This is a genomic window from Nitrospirales bacterium (genome assembly GCA_031315865.1).
In the GTDB taxonomy this organism is placed as follows: Bacteria; Nitrospirota; Nitrospiria; order Nitrospirales; family UBA8639; genus JAGQKC01.
Genome location: JALDRJ010000002.1, coordinates 3,033,354 through 3,049,105, shown reverse-complemented (window position 1 = coordinate 3,049,105; position 15,752 = coordinate 3,033,354). Strand labels below are relative to the sequence as shown.

The 15,752-nt window shown below is 50.6% G+C and carries 13 protein-coding genes; 8 read left to right on the top strand and 5 right to left on the bottom strand.

Annotated features, from left to right (window positions below):
• Positions 1-3 precede the first annotated feature (3 nt).
• The gene (locus MRJ96_13880) at positions 4-948 is read left to right on the top strand and encodes a universal stress protein (GenBank protein ID MDR4502534.1); all 945 of its coding nucleotides are present in this window, start codon (positions 4-6) and stop codon (positions 946-948) included.
• 124 nt (positions 949-1,072) lie between these two features.
• Here the strand turns inward: MRJ96_13880 and MRJ96_13875 are convergent, their stop codons facing one another.
• From MRJ96_13875 to MRJ96_13855, 5 genes are all read right to left on the bottom strand, one after another.
• On the bottom strand, positions 1,073-1,714 hold the full coding sequence (locus tag MRJ96_13875; GenBank protein ID MDR4502533.1) for a CBS domain-containing protein: 642 nt from the start codon (positions 1,712-1,714) through the stop codon (positions 1,073-1,075).
• Positions 1,715-1,774: 60 nt separating this feature from the next.
• Entirely contained in the window at positions 1,775-3,049 is a 1,275-nt protein-coding gene (locus MRJ96_13870) for a pentapeptide repeat-containing protein (GenBank protein ID MDR4502532.1), read from the bottom strand.
• Between the two features lie 214 nt (positions 3,050-3,263).
• Positions 3,264-4,178: a universal stress protein gene (locus MRJ96_13865; protein MDR4502531.1), complete on the bottom strand. Its 915-nt coding sequence runs from the start codon at positions 4,176-4,178 to the stop codon at positions 3,264-3,266.
• A 115-nt stretch (positions 4,179-4,293) separates the two neighbouring features.
• The gene (locus MRJ96_13860) at positions 4,294-5,871 is read right to left on the bottom strand and encodes a PAS domain S-box protein (GenBank protein ID MDR4502530.1); all 1,578 of its coding nucleotides are present in this window, start codon (positions 5,869-5,871) and stop codon (positions 4,294-4,296) included.
• Between the two features lie 16 nt (positions 5,872-5,887).
• Positions 5,888-7,261: a sigma-54 dependent transcriptional regulator gene (locus MRJ96_13855; GenBank protein MDR4502529.1), complete on the bottom strand. Its 1,374-nt coding sequence runs from the start codon at positions 7,259-7,261 to the stop codon at positions 5,888-5,890.
• A 262-nt stretch (positions 7,262-7,523) separates the two neighbouring features.
• Here MRJ96_13855 and MRJ96_13850 point away from each other — a divergent pair, with 262 nt between their 5' ends.
• From MRJ96_13850 to MRJ96_13820, 7 genes are all read left to right on the top strand, one after another.
• Positions 7,524-8,387, top strand: coding sequence for a universal stress protein (locus tag MRJ96_13850; GenBank protein MDR4502528.1), 864 nt, complete (start codon positions 7,524-7,526; stop codon positions 8,385-8,387).
• A gap of 790 nt (positions 8,388-9,177) precedes the next feature.
• Entirely contained in the window at positions 9,178-9,609 is a 432-nt protein-coding gene (locus tag MRJ96_13845; GenBank protein ID MDR4502527.1) for a hypothetical protein, read from the top strand.
• A gap of 39 nt (positions 9,610-9,648) precedes the next feature.
• Complete coding sequence (locus MRJ96_13840; protein MDR4502526.1) at positions 9,649-10,590, top strand: universal stress protein; 942 nt, start codon at positions 9,649-9,651, stop codon at positions 10,588-10,590.
• 312 nt (positions 10,591-10,902) lie between these two features.
• Positions 10,903-11,349, top strand: a complete 447-nt coding sequence (locus MRJ96_13835) for a response regulator (GenBank protein MDR4502525.1) — start codon at positions 10,903-10,905, stop codon at positions 11,347-11,349.
• A gap of 118 nt (positions 11,350-11,467) precedes the next feature.
• Positions 11,468-13,069: a PAS domain S-box protein gene (locus MRJ96_13830; protein MDR4502524.1), complete on the top strand. Its 1,602-nt coding sequence runs from the start codon at positions 11,468-11,470 to the stop codon at positions 13,067-13,069.
• Complete coding sequence (locus MRJ96_13825) at positions 13,066-13,719, top strand: cytochrome c (protein MDR4502523.1); 654 nt, start codon at positions 13,066-13,068, stop codon at positions 13,717-13,719. The genes MRJ96_13830 and MRJ96_13825 overlap by 4 nt, the downstream gene beginning before the upstream one ends.
• A 52-nt stretch (positions 13,720-13,771) precedes the next feature.
• Positions 13,772-15,466: an FAD-dependent oxidoreductase gene (locus MRJ96_13820; GenBank protein MDR4502522.1), complete on the top strand. Its 1,695-nt coding sequence runs from the start codon at positions 13,772-13,774 to the stop codon at positions 15,464-15,466.
• Positions 15,467-15,752: the final 286 nt, after the last annotated feature.

The following is a 15,752-nucleotide window of genomic DNA, read 5'->3' as shown; positions in this document are numbered from 1 at the left end:
TCTATGAATCACAAGAAACGCGTTGACTCGTTTAAAATTTTATTGACCGTTGATGGCTCGCCCCATAGCAAAGCTGCCATTCGATTCATCCGGAATGCCGTATTGCCGCCGAGAACCTCCCTGTATCTTCTCAGGGTCATCGATAGTCCTGAAAAACTACGACGAGGAAGCGATACCGCAGCCATCAAGGCCATTGAAAAGCAAGATATAGACAAGGCCTGGGAGGACCTGCGACGACAAAGTGAGCATCTCCAAACGTCTGACCGTTCAGTCACGCCGCTTGTTTCCGTGGGAACTCCCGGCGGAGAAATTCTCAAGGCGATCGACAAGCGTCGAATCAATCTCGTCGTCATGGGCACGCATGGCCGAAGAGGAGTCAACCGATTTCTTCTTGGAAGCGTGAGCGAATGGGTGCTGGCGGAAGCCCCCTGTTCGACCCTGATCGTCAGACCGCAGACACGCGCTATGAAGTCGAAAACCAAAGGCCTGCGCATCCTTCTCGCCACTGATGGCTCTCCGGATGCCGAGGCCGCGGTTGCCCTGCTCCGTCGCATCGATTTCTCTCCCTCGTCACGATTGACGATCTTGCATACTGTCAAAAAGCATTTTTATCAGACGGAACAATTGCTCACGACAACTCAGCTATCTCCGGCAGAGTTGACCCAGGCAGCCGAAGGTTTATTACAAGAACGCGGGAGAAAAGGCGCCGAATTGCTTCATGACACCAGTTCGAAGTTTTCTGACAAGGCATGCACGGTTACTGAACATTTGGCGTATGGGGCCAGTGCCGATGAAATCCTGAAATGCGCGAAACGGGTTAGGGCGGAATTAATCGTCCTGGGCTCACGAGGCTTGACAGGCATGCGCAAGCTCTTGATCGGTAGCGTATCGAATAAGGTCGCTCGACATGCGGCGTGTTCCGTGCTCGTTGTCCGAAGATCACAATAACTCTTAACGAATATCGACCCCCGTTACCATTGCGGCTCCACTCTCGACCTTAAGCCATCCCTCAACATAAAACCGAGTGTGATGCTCGGCACGGAACCGGCCGTGAACGACCGCATTTTCGTCCTCACACCCACAATTCAAAGGGCGCTTCATTGACGACCGTCCGAAGAATATCACTGCGAGTGAGAATACCAACGAGTTCTTCGCGATCATTGACCAATGGCATTGCGCCGATTCGTTCGTAAAAAAAGACCCGGGCAATGGCCCGAATCTCCGTCTCAGGCGTCGCGGAAAGTACCTGGACTACCATAATATGATCGATCGACGCATGTTGAGCTTCGGTCATGGCTTCCTGCGACTCGGATAGGAATTCAATCGTGGCACGAAACAGGTCTCGATCGGACAGAATACCGACGAGCTTGCCTTCGGGAGAGACCACCGGAACATGCCGGAACCGTTTATTCTTGACCAGGTCCCAGGCATGGGAAAACGAGGCCGTCATCGGCAGCGTCACGACGGGGGACGTCATAATCTGTCTGGCGAGAATAGCGGGCTTTCGATCTACAGGAGATTTTTCGCTACCCTGCCGGTACGTATCTGCGATATGTCCAGACGTGAACTCACGTCCCTGTATGGCGAGGTCCACATGATGTGGCTCAGGACGTTGAACAGGATGAGATTTGGCAACTTTCCGGACCTTTCGATTCCGAATGGCCCCTGACACATACGGAGCTTTAATTCCCCCCTCATTCCACACGACAAACATGGCTTCGTCACGTGCCTTGTCGAATCAGATGAATGACCGTCTCGCTCAGGTCCGCATCAATCACTTTGAACACAGAGAAGGTCTGGAGAGCCCCTTTGGCAGGACCGTTCGTTCATCGAGGCATGCTTCATCCAGCTGGTCTTGCGTCAAGCCCTTCACATCTTCCAAGGTCATTCCACGAAAATCCGTCTCTCGAAACGAAGCGCCCCGAACATCAGTCCCGCGTACATCAGCCCCGTAAAAACGGGACTTATCAACTTTGGCATCTTGAAGGTTGGCTTTATAGAGCGTACTTTGTTCAAGGTTGGCCTGGCGTAGATCAGCATCGACCATATTACTCCATGCCAAGTCGGCTCCAGCAAGGTTGGCCTCGTGCAGATTGGCTTTCGCCATATAGGCTTCATCAAATGATGCTCCGCGCAAATCAGCATAGGACAAATCGGCCTGCAAGAAATTGGCGATTTGAAAACTGGCTTCTGTACAGTTGGCTCGTTGAAGATTTGTCTTATACAAGACCGATCGTTCAAATGTGGCTTCCCGAAGATTCGCGTTCGAAAGGTTGGCTTCGCTGAGATTGGCCAGACTCACGTTGGCGGCTCTCAAATCGGCATTCCGCATATCCGCCTCCGACAGATTGGCTCGATACAAATCCGCTTCACGAAGTTCGATGTCGACCAGCAGTGCACGCTCCATCACTGCCCCACGAAGGTCTGCACGAAAAAGGTTCGCCCCAGTCATATTCGCCTCCTGCAGGTTGGCATCAACGAGATAGGCTTCTTCCATTTCTACGTTTCGAACATTGGCGAGGCGCATATCGGTCTCGGCAAGATTGGCCAACCGTAAATCGGCGCCACCGAAATTGACATGATGAAGATTCGACTTACGAAAATCAGCCCCCTGAAAAAACCCATCCTGAAGATTGGCCCCTTGCATGCTCACCGCATAGAAGGACGTATCTTGTGCGTTGACTTCTCGAAGGTCAGACTTGACGAGCAAGGCACCGTTCAAATTGGCTTGCTGTAAATTGGCCCCGCGCAAGTTCGCCCCACTCAAATCCACTTCCCGTAAGTCAGCTCTCGTCAAATCAGCTTGACATAAATTCGCCCGCTGACCTTTCGGGTGCTCTGAATCTTTTAACCAAACGGTGTGGGCCTTGAGGGTTTGCTGAAGAATGTTGGGAGGAATGGATTGATGTTGAAATGGGCCGGAACACTTAGAGGCTAGATCACTCGGGACAGATTCCGCATTTAATGAATATGACTGCCCCAATGCGAAGACCACACTGATGATGAATACACGACCTTCAAAACGCCGGCCTTGTTTTTTAAGACACACTCGATTTGCCTCCTTGGGATATCGTTGGATCCTTCATTACTTAGTCGATAATTATCTCTAAGTCAAAACTCCTGACATACTTGACATGCCGGACTAGCCTCCCCCTGACCGATTCTGGGCATTCAGGTCCTCGAGCATTTATTCTTCGTGCAATCCCAAGATGCCACGTGATGGGGTCGATGCTCACTGCACCGGATTACGGCATTACCTCTTATCATCTCACGCTAGGACGTATAACTAACGTCGAACAGGATGTATAATCGGATACCCATTCGGACACGCTACCCATTTGAAACCGCTCAGGTCCCGTTAAGCCCTTTGATCCCAGGACGGCTAGGTTCGCTTTTTGACTTTCAAGTTGCTCAAGGATCACTTTTCTTGGCTCGCCTTCCTTGACAGAGACCGTGACCCGGTATCCGTCTTTCAAGAAAAACTGGCGATAGTGCGCGATGATTTCCCTGGCCCGCAGCTGGAATGGTCTCAGTAAAGTCTTGGCGTGAGATTTTGCGATGAGGTTCGGACCGATACCGGCAAGAAACTGCGGCACGACAGACAGAACATGAAGTGAAACTCCCTCTGGGTAGATCCATGAATGGAAGGTGCGCACCGCCCGTTTTGACGCGTTGGAACCATCTACGGCCAAGAGGACATCGGGATTCTCCGGAATTTTCTCTTTGACTGTCAAGACAGCACAGGGTGCATGCATTAAGACCTTTCGCGAGACACTCCCCATCAAATAACCGGCAACGTTACTCAATCCTCGTGATCCCATGACGATCAAATCAGCTTTTCGTTTTTCTGCCTGCTTGGTAATCACATTCGTCACATGACCGTTGGCCAAGACAGTCCGAATGGAAACAAAGGGTTTGGTATGCGCTTGGTTAATCGCGAAAATCGCATGATCCTCCGCGTGTTTGAGCAATGTTTCCCCATCGTGATTCATGGCGGTTATCACCTCTTTCATGTGGGATGGACTCGCCCGTTCTTTTTTCATCCCCTGCCTTAACTGTACATCATCCACCACGTGCAGGAGCACGACTTCTTTCAGAGACTGATGAAAGAGCATAGCCAATGCCTCTACCGCCCAATATGAATGTGTCGATCCATCAACCGCGCATACAACCTTCATGCTTCCTCCTTAACTGTCACCCTCTTGTGAAAGATGATGAGGATTCCCCCGGGCATGTCCGAAGGAGTCTATCGCTTCAGGGAACAGCGCTGATGCTGCTCATTCAGTCCTGATATCATTTCGAAAGTGGATATATCGGCAAAAAGATATGAAAAGTCGTCCCCTGCCCAAGCTCACTTTCCACGGTTATCCTGCCGTCATGCTCTTGAATAATGCCGTGGACCACGGTGAGCCCCAAACCGGTGCCTTCCCCCACCGGCTTGGTCGTGAAAAACGGATCAAAAAGCCGGGAAAGATTCTCAGCTGGAATCCCCTCGCCCGTGTCAGATATCGATACGCAGACATGGTGGCCTGACTTCTGGATGACAGTTGTTAACATCCCGCCATTGGCCATCGCATGACAGGCATTGATGGAGATATTTAAAAAGACCTGACTCAGTTGATCGGCGTCGGCAAACACGGAGGGAACATGGTCTTTGGCGATCAATTCAATACCGATCCCGTGCTTGATGAACCGCTCATGCATAATGTCAAACACATTGTCAAGGACTGCTTTCAGATGGATGGCTGAACGTTCGATCGGTCGCTTCCTCGCAAAACTCAGTAATTGATTCATGATTTTCGTAATGCGTTCGACTTGCGTAATGATCGTGGTCAGCCCCTCTTTTGCCTTGCCGTCAGTCGTTTTTCTCATCAAATATTCCGCACGTCCTAAAATCACATTCATGGGCGTACCAATCTCATGAGCCATTCCCGATGCAAGCGTTCCCAGCTCCGCCAACCGCTCTGTTTTACGAAGACGGTCTTCAAGAATTTTTTCCTGCGTAATGTCAAACACATAGCCTTCTAAGGCATGGACGGTCTGATCATGGCCTGCTACTCCGCTTCCTTGCTCCCATACCCACTTGATCGAGCCATCCACCGTTTTGATCCGGTACGACAATTGATAGGAAGAACCTTTCGCGTTCGCCGCTTGTACCTCTTGCCAAATTCGCTCTCGGTCATCTTTCAGGATTACATCGCGACCATACGAGACGGTCCCTTGCTCCAAAAACTCTTCCGGCAAATACCCCGTGAGCTGTTGGCACCCCTCACTGACGAATAACATCGACCAATCTCGATCATTTCGGCAACGGTACACCATTCCAGATAAATGCTTAATTAAGGTCGTCAGCGTGCGTTGCGTCTCCTGCAACATCGTTTTGGACTTCACGCGTTCGGAGATATCGCGAAGAATGACCGTGAAAAGTGCGTCCCCACCGACTTCGGCGTGCGAAATCGAAGCCTCAATCGGAAATTCCTCACCATTGGCCCGAAGTCCTGAGATCGCTCCTAAATTACCCACGCGGCGGCCGGTTTTGTGATTCTGACTAAACTGGTGAATATAGTGTTGATGAGCTGGCCGCGACCGTACGGGGATCAACCGATCCAGAGGGGCACCAAGCATGTCGGCAGCTTGGTACCCAAACATCTTTTCGGCGGCCACGTTAAAGAGCACCACACGCTGCTCGGCATCGACCGTGATAATCGCATCCATGGCGGAGTGAATAATGCCAGCCAATTGAAGCTCAAGAGCCTGTAAGCCGGCTTCTGTCTGTTCGTGTCTGCGTTGAACGGCTCGAAGTTCAGCCAACTCTGTTCGAAGAGTTTCTAGTTCCTGTCTGAGCCGTTCGTCATGGGATGGAGGTGACATCTGACGAATGGAAATGTTACACGTGTTCCTTCGCGACCATTTCACCCAATTTTCGGTAGAGAGTTTTTCGATCGATTCCGAGAGTCTGGGCTGCTTGATACTTGTTTCCACCCATTTTGTCGAGAATCCGACGAATGTAGAGCTGTTCCAGCTCATCCAAAGGAAGCAAGCGATCAACCGCATCTTCAATCAGTTGTCCTTCTCCACGCACTTCACGAATGACTGGAGGGAGGTCGTCTAATGTAATGCGATCTTGCTGCGCCAGAGTCGCCGCTCGCTCGATGACATTTTCAAGCTCACGAACATTACCTGGCCATGGGTAGTCGAGGAGCCGAACAAGCGCCGATTCCATAATGTCGTGGATATTCTTCTGTTGAGCCGCCCGGCTTCTTTCCAACAATCCATGTACGAGAATCGGAATATCTTCTCTTCGCTCCCGAAGAGGCGGCAGACGAATTTCAATCACATTTAAACGATAATAGAGGTCTTCACGAAAGCTTTTACCCTTGACGGCTTCCGCTAACCTCACGTTCGTTGCCGCGATGATCCGAACATCAATCGGGCTCGAACGAGTGGCTCCGACACGCCGTATCTCACGCTCCTGTACGGCCCGAAGCAATTTGGCCTGCAGCATTAACGGGAGTTCACTAATTTCATCCAAAAAAAGCGTTCCGCCTTGGGCTTCCTCGAACAGACCGCGTTTATCGGATTTCGCGTCGGTAAACGCGCCTTTGACATGGCCAAAGAGTTCGCTTTCCAGCAGCTGTTCAGGAATCGCCGCACAATTGACAGGAACGAACGATTCGGATTTTCGCTGGCTATTAAAATGAATGGCTTTCGCGACCAGTTCTTTTCCTGTTCCACTTTCTCCCGTGATCAGAATATTCGTTTGGGAATCAGCCACTCTGCGAACGAGATCAAACACGTCCCGCATCGGCTTGCTTTTACCTAAAATCTGATCGAATGAAAATTCACGACGCACCTGCTTTCTCAGCTGTTCGACCTCACGGCGTAAAAGCGCCTCCCGCATGGCCTTATCAACCGTGACGAGGAGCTCCTCGGTCTTAATCGGTTTCGTGAGATAATCGAACGCGCCTTGCCGCATCGCTTCAACGGCCGTTTCAACCGTCCCAAAGGCCGTCATCATGATCAGATTGCATTGAGGGTGGGTTTTGGTGACCTCTTGAAGGAGCGATAATCCATCCATCCCCTTCATACGCAAGTCCGTAAGAATCAACGTGTACGGCTCACATTCAAGTTTTTGCAAAGCCTCCTGACCATCCCGGGCGCTACCCACATGATAGGACTGATCGATCAAGATATCTTGCAGCAAATTACGCATGTCTGGATCATCATCAACGATAAGAATTCTATTTTCATCCTGAGTCATACAACACCTAAAAGCGTAAAAGTTCACGATCAATCCGTCTTCCGACCGTCCTCTCGACATATGTGCCCACAATAGGCAGCGTGATCATGGCCCGGGGATGATTTTAGGAAGGTAAGGAGACAGAGCTCATTACTCCGAGCATCACATGACTGTAGCAAAATACAACAACAATTTCCCCTTTAATCGTTGGCACTGCTTTTGCTGATTTATCTAGTCATTGACCATCAATCTTGGATTTAGGAAGCGCCTTAGGAAACATCTGATGAAAATACTCGTGGCGGTCGATGGCTCAACTCAATCAACGTATGCCATTCAGGCTCTTGCACATTTCAGGCCGCCTGAAGAATTCACGTTGGTGCATGCCTTAACCTTGCCAGAGTTAGATCATCCGATGATTACTTCAAAAATGCGGGATCGGGTAAAGGAGGATATCGAAGAAGGTCTGCGTCAAGAAGGGAATGCCCTACTCTCTCAAACAGCGAAGGAAGTACCCCAGGATTTCGTCCCAGCGTTACAAATTCATCAAATTGGTTCCCCGGCTCAGGTCATCCTCGATACCGCTCTAACGACAGAATCCGACTTGGTCATGCTCGGGGCACGTGGCCTAGGACACGTGGAAGAATTACTGTTGGGAAGTGTTTCTCATCGTACCGTCCTTCACGCCTCACGCTCGACGTGTGTCTTCAAGTCTCCTCTCTCTTCTTTAGTCAACATTCTTCTTCCGATTGAAGGAGAAGAGGATGCCCGGATAGCCTTCAATTTTTTGGCGATGAAGCCGTTTCGTCAAATGGTCAACATCCAACTCATGATCGTCTGGCCACTGCCACAGGCTCCTTGGCCAATCACATTGAAGCAAAACACCCTGTTAGAAGAACATGCCATTACGAATGTCCAAAAAACACTCGACGCACTCACAACGATGCTTGAAACGCTCGGCTATCCTGCCTCAAGTCATATTGGACTCGGCAACCCTTCCTTTGCCATCCTGGAACAACAAAAATCCAACAAGGCCGATATGATTATGATGAGCTCACATGGGCGGAAAGGCCTGTCTCGTTTTTTCCTCGGCAGTGTTTCCCATAGCGTCCTTCATCAGGCTCATTGTCCAGTCTTGATCGTGCGATAATGTCTTCAAATCGTCATAAGTTCTCCACATAATCAGCGCGGGCCTGAACATCCTCTCGACACATTTCCTGCATTTTTTTGCGCTACATTGAAACCATGTGAGCGTTCCCTTGAAAGTATCGTGTATACAGACTCACTGTGGCTTTCTACCCCACCGACCGACTAGCATGCTGTGGCAACCTTCCACAGATCCAGTTCCTGAGAATGGCCAAGGCACCAAGAATCCAATTGTCTCTGAGGGCTGTACCAATGAAGCTCTTCATGATCGTGATATGCCGCTACTAATCCGCTGAGCCATGAGAAGACAGCTCGACCTTAGATCAGCCACGCATTCGACGATCTATGTCTGTTGATCGACAGCGGCCCTCTTCAGTGTCAGTGAGTTGATCATGTTCGTGATGATCGTGTCTGCTGGAACCTGGCTGAGGTCATATGGGTTAGAGCGAATCCCAATACGTGCCAATCGATATAGACGACAAACTCCGCGCGGGACAACGTTGAGCCAGACGGAAGCTATTGCAAACGGCTATCACGAACAGACCTGTCATTGGCTCGCGGATAAGTAATCGTGCATATTGTTGATCAGGCCACAGACAAGTAAAATTCTTGCATGGTGTCATTAACGGAGAGACTGGCTTCTCATCCGACAGTCAGGTAAAGTCTTTGACTACGGCTGAGAGATAAATGCATTGCCAACGAGACCTCCATCATCCATCGAAGCTGGAGGAACATCTTCTACTCCCACAAACAGTTCCAGGATAACGTGCCTATTCATAGCCCTGAGGAGGACCATGATGATCGGACTACACACCTCAACGAGAATGATTGTCGGCGGAATGCTCACGGCCGTCGTATTAAGCATGGGCGTCTTCTCTCCCACCGGCGCGCAACCCGAACAACGTGTCGATGTGAAGATTACGGACTTCGAATTCAGAGCCACACAAACGCCGCTTCAACTACATGCCCACACCGTTATTCATGTGACGAACGAAGACACGGTCCGACATGATTTTGGTTCATCAATTTTCAAGCATACCAACACACAAGTCGAAAGCGCCGGGGTTCTGGCTTACGGCAATGATGTCGGCGGCGCATTCATCGAGCCTGACCATGAGGTGACCTTTCGTTTTGTGATCCGAGAGTCGGGACGATATGAATTTCAGTGTTCCATTCACCCTGACATGAAAGGCGAAATCCTTTTATTAAGCGCGGGAACTGTGTAAACGCCTGGCAGGGGGCAGACGACTGAAGACGTGCATGCCATGAAACACCACATTCGCCGTATAGTGTTCGCGACAGATTTTTCCGCCTCGTCTTCTCGCACCTTGCACATCGCCCTGACGTGGGCGAATATGTGCGATGCGGCTATCGACATCGTGCATGTGCTGTCCGTCCTACATGAAGTCGACTTAGATTCAACGGTCGCAAATCTCTATATTCAGGAGCAGAAAAAAGCAGCACAAGCCAAACTGGCCTCTCTCGTCCTCGAAGCCAAAAAAACTCTTTCTGACGTACAGTCTCATCTCTTGGCAGGCAGCCAGGCGGATCAAATCACACAATTCGCACTCTCATCGCAAGCCGATCTGATTGTCACCGGTACACATGGATGGACGGGATTTGATCGCGTCATGATGGGAAGCGTTGCGGAACGCGTTATCCACCAGGCCCCTTGTCCTGTCTTGAGCGTTCGGGATATCAGCAATATGGAAACACAACACATGACTGCCGCTGACGTCACCCCGCGCCACATCCTTCTTCCCGTCGACTTTTCAGATTGTTCTCTCGATGCATACGAATATGTTGACAATCTGGAAAAACACGTGGATGCATCCATCACCTTAATGCATGTGTTGGAACCGCTTTCATATAGTTTAGATTTCACCTTGAGTCATCCCGTTGAAGATCGTCAACACCGGGAACATGTCACACAGCGCATCACCCAGCTCACGGAGGCGATGACTCGACAGGGACTCACGGCCAACTATCTGATCAAAACCAAACCGATACCTGAAGCCATTGTTCAATCGGCAAAGGACGTAGGGGCTGACCTCATTGTCATGGGTACGCATGGACGGCAAGGCTTACGACGTTTAATCATGGGTAGTGTCACGACTGCGGTTTTGCGTCACTCATCCATACCGGTGATGACGGTCAAAAGTCCAAAATTCTCGCACGAAGCTCAAACAGCTCATAGTCCAGGATAATAAAAACGAACATCCGTTCATCCTAGAAGAACCCAACAGCATGCGCTATCACATACCCTAATCCCCTTTCACGCCTCCTGCCTCTCTTATGGTTAACGCGTTAACGTAACATTTAACGTATTGAATTAACTCGACGCAGCAGTCATTAAGAAGCTTGTACCCGAAGATGAGAAAATGCCTTGAAAAAATGCCCCTTACTTCATCTTGCCAGTCATAACGACAGTTGGCACTTTCATTGCTAGTTCAAGACCACAGAGAAGAAAAAACGGTAAGTTTCATTCACAAACAACATTTTCAGCGAGGAGGTCGTTCATGTCAGTTGAACAGGGGCACACCATGACAGCAGGAATGTTTGGAGGGCAAGCGTCTGAAGGATTAGTGCTTGTGGTTGATGATGAAGCGGATGTGCGAAAAGTCGCCAGGATGGCCCTTGAAAAAGTTGGATATACCGTGATCGAAGCCGCCAACGGAGAGGAAGCGATTGAACGGACGAGGAGCGGTGAAAACCCATTGCTGCTTAGCGTCATTGTCACAGACATCAATATGCCGAAAGTCAATGGACTGGAAGCCATTCAGTTTTTTCAAAAAGAGTTTCCAAGTGTCTCCCTGATTGTCATGACTGGATATCCAAACCTGGAATCTGCGACTGAACTGATCAAGCAAGGACTCGTCGACTATCTGGTCAAACCGGTCGACAAGGAGAAGCTCTTAGCATCAGTAGCGAAGGCCATGGCGCAGCGAGAAGCCAAACGTCCTTAACCCATGGAGCTATGGCCCTGCGTTAACTGAACAGTTTACGCAGCGCCTAGTTGAATCATTTATCTGGAGGACACGATTGTAATGTCCCAGGCCATATTTTCACGAAGGGAGTTGGAACTTGAGCGATACGAAGAATCTTAATGGCTTAATATTGAATGCTGCCGGAGAAGGCATTTTGGGGCTTGACCTGGAAGGACGACATACCTTCGTGAATCCGGCGGCAACAAGAATGCTTGGGTTCACCGAAGATGAGCTGATCGGACACGCCAGTCATGACTTGTGGCACCATACCCATGCAGACGGCTCTCCTTACCCTGATACAGAATGCCCTGTTTATGGGGCCTACAAAGTTGGACGCGTTCACCATGGCGATACGGAGGTGTTCTGGCGAAAGGACGGCACATCGTTTCCCGTGGAATATACCAGCACGCCCATTCTCGATGACTCCGGAAACAGTACTGGAGCGGTCGTGACATTTCGAGACATCACGAGCCGTCGAGTAGCCGAACAAACGATCACAGACCTTCGACGACAAAATGAATATATCCTCAATTCTGCAGGAGAGGGTATTTTCGGTCTGGATCTCGAGGGACGGCATACCTTCGTCAATCCAGCCGCGGCAGTTATGCTCGGATACTCAGCCGACGAACTATTGGGACAGGCCAGCCACTCCTTGTGGCACCATACTCGAGAGGACGGCAGCCCATACCCGCACGAGGAATGTCCCATTTATGGAGCCTATAAAGACGGCAGAGTCCACAGGGGAACCGATGAGAGGTTTTGGCGCAGGGATGGAAGCAGTTTTTCTGCCCAGTATTGCAGCACTCCTCTTCGGAATGAGGCGGGTCAATTAATCGGAGCAGTCGTCACATTTCAGGATATTACCGAGCAAAAACGTCTGGCCGCAAAACTCCTGGAAGCTGCCAAGCTGGCCGAGGTGACCCGCGTGCTCGGGAATGTCGGACATGACATTAAAAACATGCTCATGCCCGTCATCACAGGGACCAGTCTTCTGCAAGATGAACTCACGGAAATCTTCGCGATGGACGCGAGCACGATGGCGGCAAAAAAGCATACGAGTGAGAAGACCTGTAAAGAGCTGACGGAAATGATTACTTCGAATGCCCGACGAATCCAAGACCGTGTGCGTGAAATTGCCGATGCCGTCAAGGGTGTGACCAGCGAACCCCATTTCGCACCTTGCCATGTCAATGAAGTGATCAAAGGGGTCCTCAAATCTCTCCAGATTTCCGCGAAAGAACGGGATGTCCGTCTTCTCACCAACGGTATCGAACAGTTACCGGTCATCGAAGCTGACGAGCGACGGCTCTTTGCCGCTCTCTACAATTTGATCGGGAATGCCATTCCCGAAGTCCCTTCCGGCGGCTCCGTCACGATCAAAGGCTCAGTGAGCCCGAACGGCGAGACACTGGAACTCACGGTCGCCGATACAGGCAAAGGCATGCCTCCAGAGGTTCGAGACCGGCTATTCACCAAAAACGCCATCAGTACAAAAGTTGGCGGAACAGGATTAGGAACCAAGATCGTCAAGGATGTCATCGATGTCCATCAGGGAACCATCCGGGTTGAAAGTGAGGAAAATGTCGGCACCTCATTTCATATGACGATTCCCATGAAGAGACCCAAACCGGTAACACACGTCAGTACATCAGAAGCAGGACAAGGTGAACAAGAAACAACAGGGACACCAGCTCCATGACCAACATCATTCGTGGAATCATCATTGCCATTGGCTTCTTCAACGGATTAGGCGGAACGGCATTCGCCGAGGATTCTGGCGAACGTCTTGTCCAGTCCACCTGCACCGCCTGTCATCGAATCGAGGGAACCCCGACGGCGAGAAGGAACAAACTCGCTCCTGATCTTACCTGGGCCGGGAATAAATACAACCAGGCATGGCTCGTACGATGGTTGCAAAATCCCAAACAAAAGCTCTATCCGCTTGGGTACGATTCTAATCCGAAGCGGAAAAATCCCCACCTCGCTCTTTCAGCCGACAAGGCTCAAGCCGTCGCTCAATATTTGTCAAAACTCACAGATCCACGGATTGCACAGGGAAAAGTCAAACCCGGCACCGCTGAGCAAATTTCGAGAGGAAAGCAGTTATACCAGGAACATGCCTGCGCCAACTGTCACTGGACTCCGGCCAAAAACCGCCGAGGGTATACGGGTGGCAAATCCAGTACGTCGCTCTTGGCCATGGGGAGTCGCCTCAAGGGCGATTGGGTTTACCGATTCAATCTCAATCCGGATGATTTCGTTCCTGATAGCGGAGCCTATATTCCCAAGCCGCCTCTTCCGGAAGAAGATATTTACGCCATCACGGCCTATATGATGACCTTTCAATAACCACGAAATCGCCTATTAACAACGCCATGCTATTTCAGGACGCAGACGCATTATGAAAATCGTCATTATCGGTGGCGTTGCGGGTGGCGCGAGCGCTTCAGCAAAAGCCCGTCGCACCAATGAAGCCGCGACAATCGTCCTGTTTGAGCGTGGTCCGTTTATTTCCTTCGCAAACTGTGGCTTACCTTACTACGTCGGAGGAACTATTTCCGATCGTGATGACCTCTTGCTTCAAACGCCAGAGAGTTTTTGGAAACGCTTTCGTGTCGCCGTCCGTGTTCGACATGAGGTGTTGAGTATCGACCGCGATCAAAAGCTGGTGAACGTCAAAGACATCACAACGGGAACGCTCTTTTCCGAGTCCTACGACAAGCTCATCTTGTCTCCTGGCGCAGGCGCGATCGTCCCTCCCCTGCCAGGCATTGACGCGAAGAACATCTTTACCGTGAAGACGGTTCCTGACTCAGACGCGATCAAACGATATTTGGAAAAATCTGCATCCAAACAGGTGATCGTTGTTGGAGGGGGGTTCATCGGCCTGGAGACGGCTGAAGCATTAAAAAACCTCAACATGGACGTCACGGTCGTCGAGATGGCCGATCAAATTCTGCTTCCATTTGACCCCGATATGGCCATGCTGGTGTCTTCACATCTGTGCGAAAGAGGCCTGCGTCTCATCGAGGGCGATGGGATCAAAGCCTTTCGGTGTCAGAATGGCATAGCCTTCGAAGCAGAACTGCAGAGTGGACGTCGACTTTCGATGGATCTCGCCATTTTGTCGATTGGAGTGCGCCCAGAACTCACGCTCGCACGCACAGCGGGGTTGAAGATCGGTGATGCGGGAGGAATCGTCGTCGACGATCGTCAGCAAACTTCAGACGCCGATATCTACGCGGCAGGCGACGCCGTTGAAGTTCGACATCTCGTCACTGGCATCCCCACTCGCATTCCGCTGGCAGGTCCGGCTAATAAACAAGGCCGCGTGGCGGGAGCCAATGCCGCGGGTGGTGATTTGCGCTTTCCAGGAGCTTTGGGTACAGCGATTGTTGAGACCATGGGAATCATCGCCGCGAAAACAGGATTAGCGGAGAAGGACGCAAAGGCTCACGGATTTGAGTATTTTGCCTCTGTTACCCATCCCCTCGATCATGCAGGGTATTACCCCGGCGCAGAACAACTTCATATCAAACTGGTTGTTGAACACAAAACTGGAAGACTCCTGGGGGCTCAAGCGATTGGCGAGCAGGGGGTGGATAAACGGATAGATGTGCTGGCGACCGCGCTGACGGCGAACATGACGGTTAAAGATTTGGAAAATTTAGATTTGGCCTATGCCCCGCAATTTAATTCCGCCAAAGGTCCTGTCATTATGGCGGGATTCGTGGCCTCCAATACGTTACGGGGTGAAGTGCAGACCATCACGACTCAGGCCCTGCAACGCAAACTTGAAGCCAATCAGGACATCCAGCTTCTCGATGTACGCAGTCCTCATGAATTTGACGAAGAACATCTTCCTCACGCACAACTGATACCCGTTGATAATCTCCGCGAGCATCTTGACGACTTAGACCAGAGCAAGGAAACGATCGTCTACTGCCGCGTCGGGCTGCGCGGATACCTGGCATGCCGCATTCTCCTGCAACATGGGTTCGAACATGTCTATAACCTTACAGGAGGTCTATTGAGTTACCCTCTGACTCAACAACCGAACGATGAGAAGAACAAGAAAAATCTGTCCCTTAAATGAGTGAGAAATGAACGCAAACGTTACAGAGGACAATTCCATGAAGATGCGTTTCACAGCAATCATTCCCGGTCTCGTTTTAGGGGAGAGTCACCACATATCGTACGATCTTTTCCGGTTCAGGACGCGTCATATACTTTTAGGCGCCGAATTTGGTAATTCTTGGGTACGTCGACTAAGCGAAGAATTGTGAGACATCTCACATGGCCCAGGCTACGACGACCCCAAAATACTGTATGACTTTGCTCAGTAAAAACAATCATTCCATGAACATTTTGCTTTAAAGGAG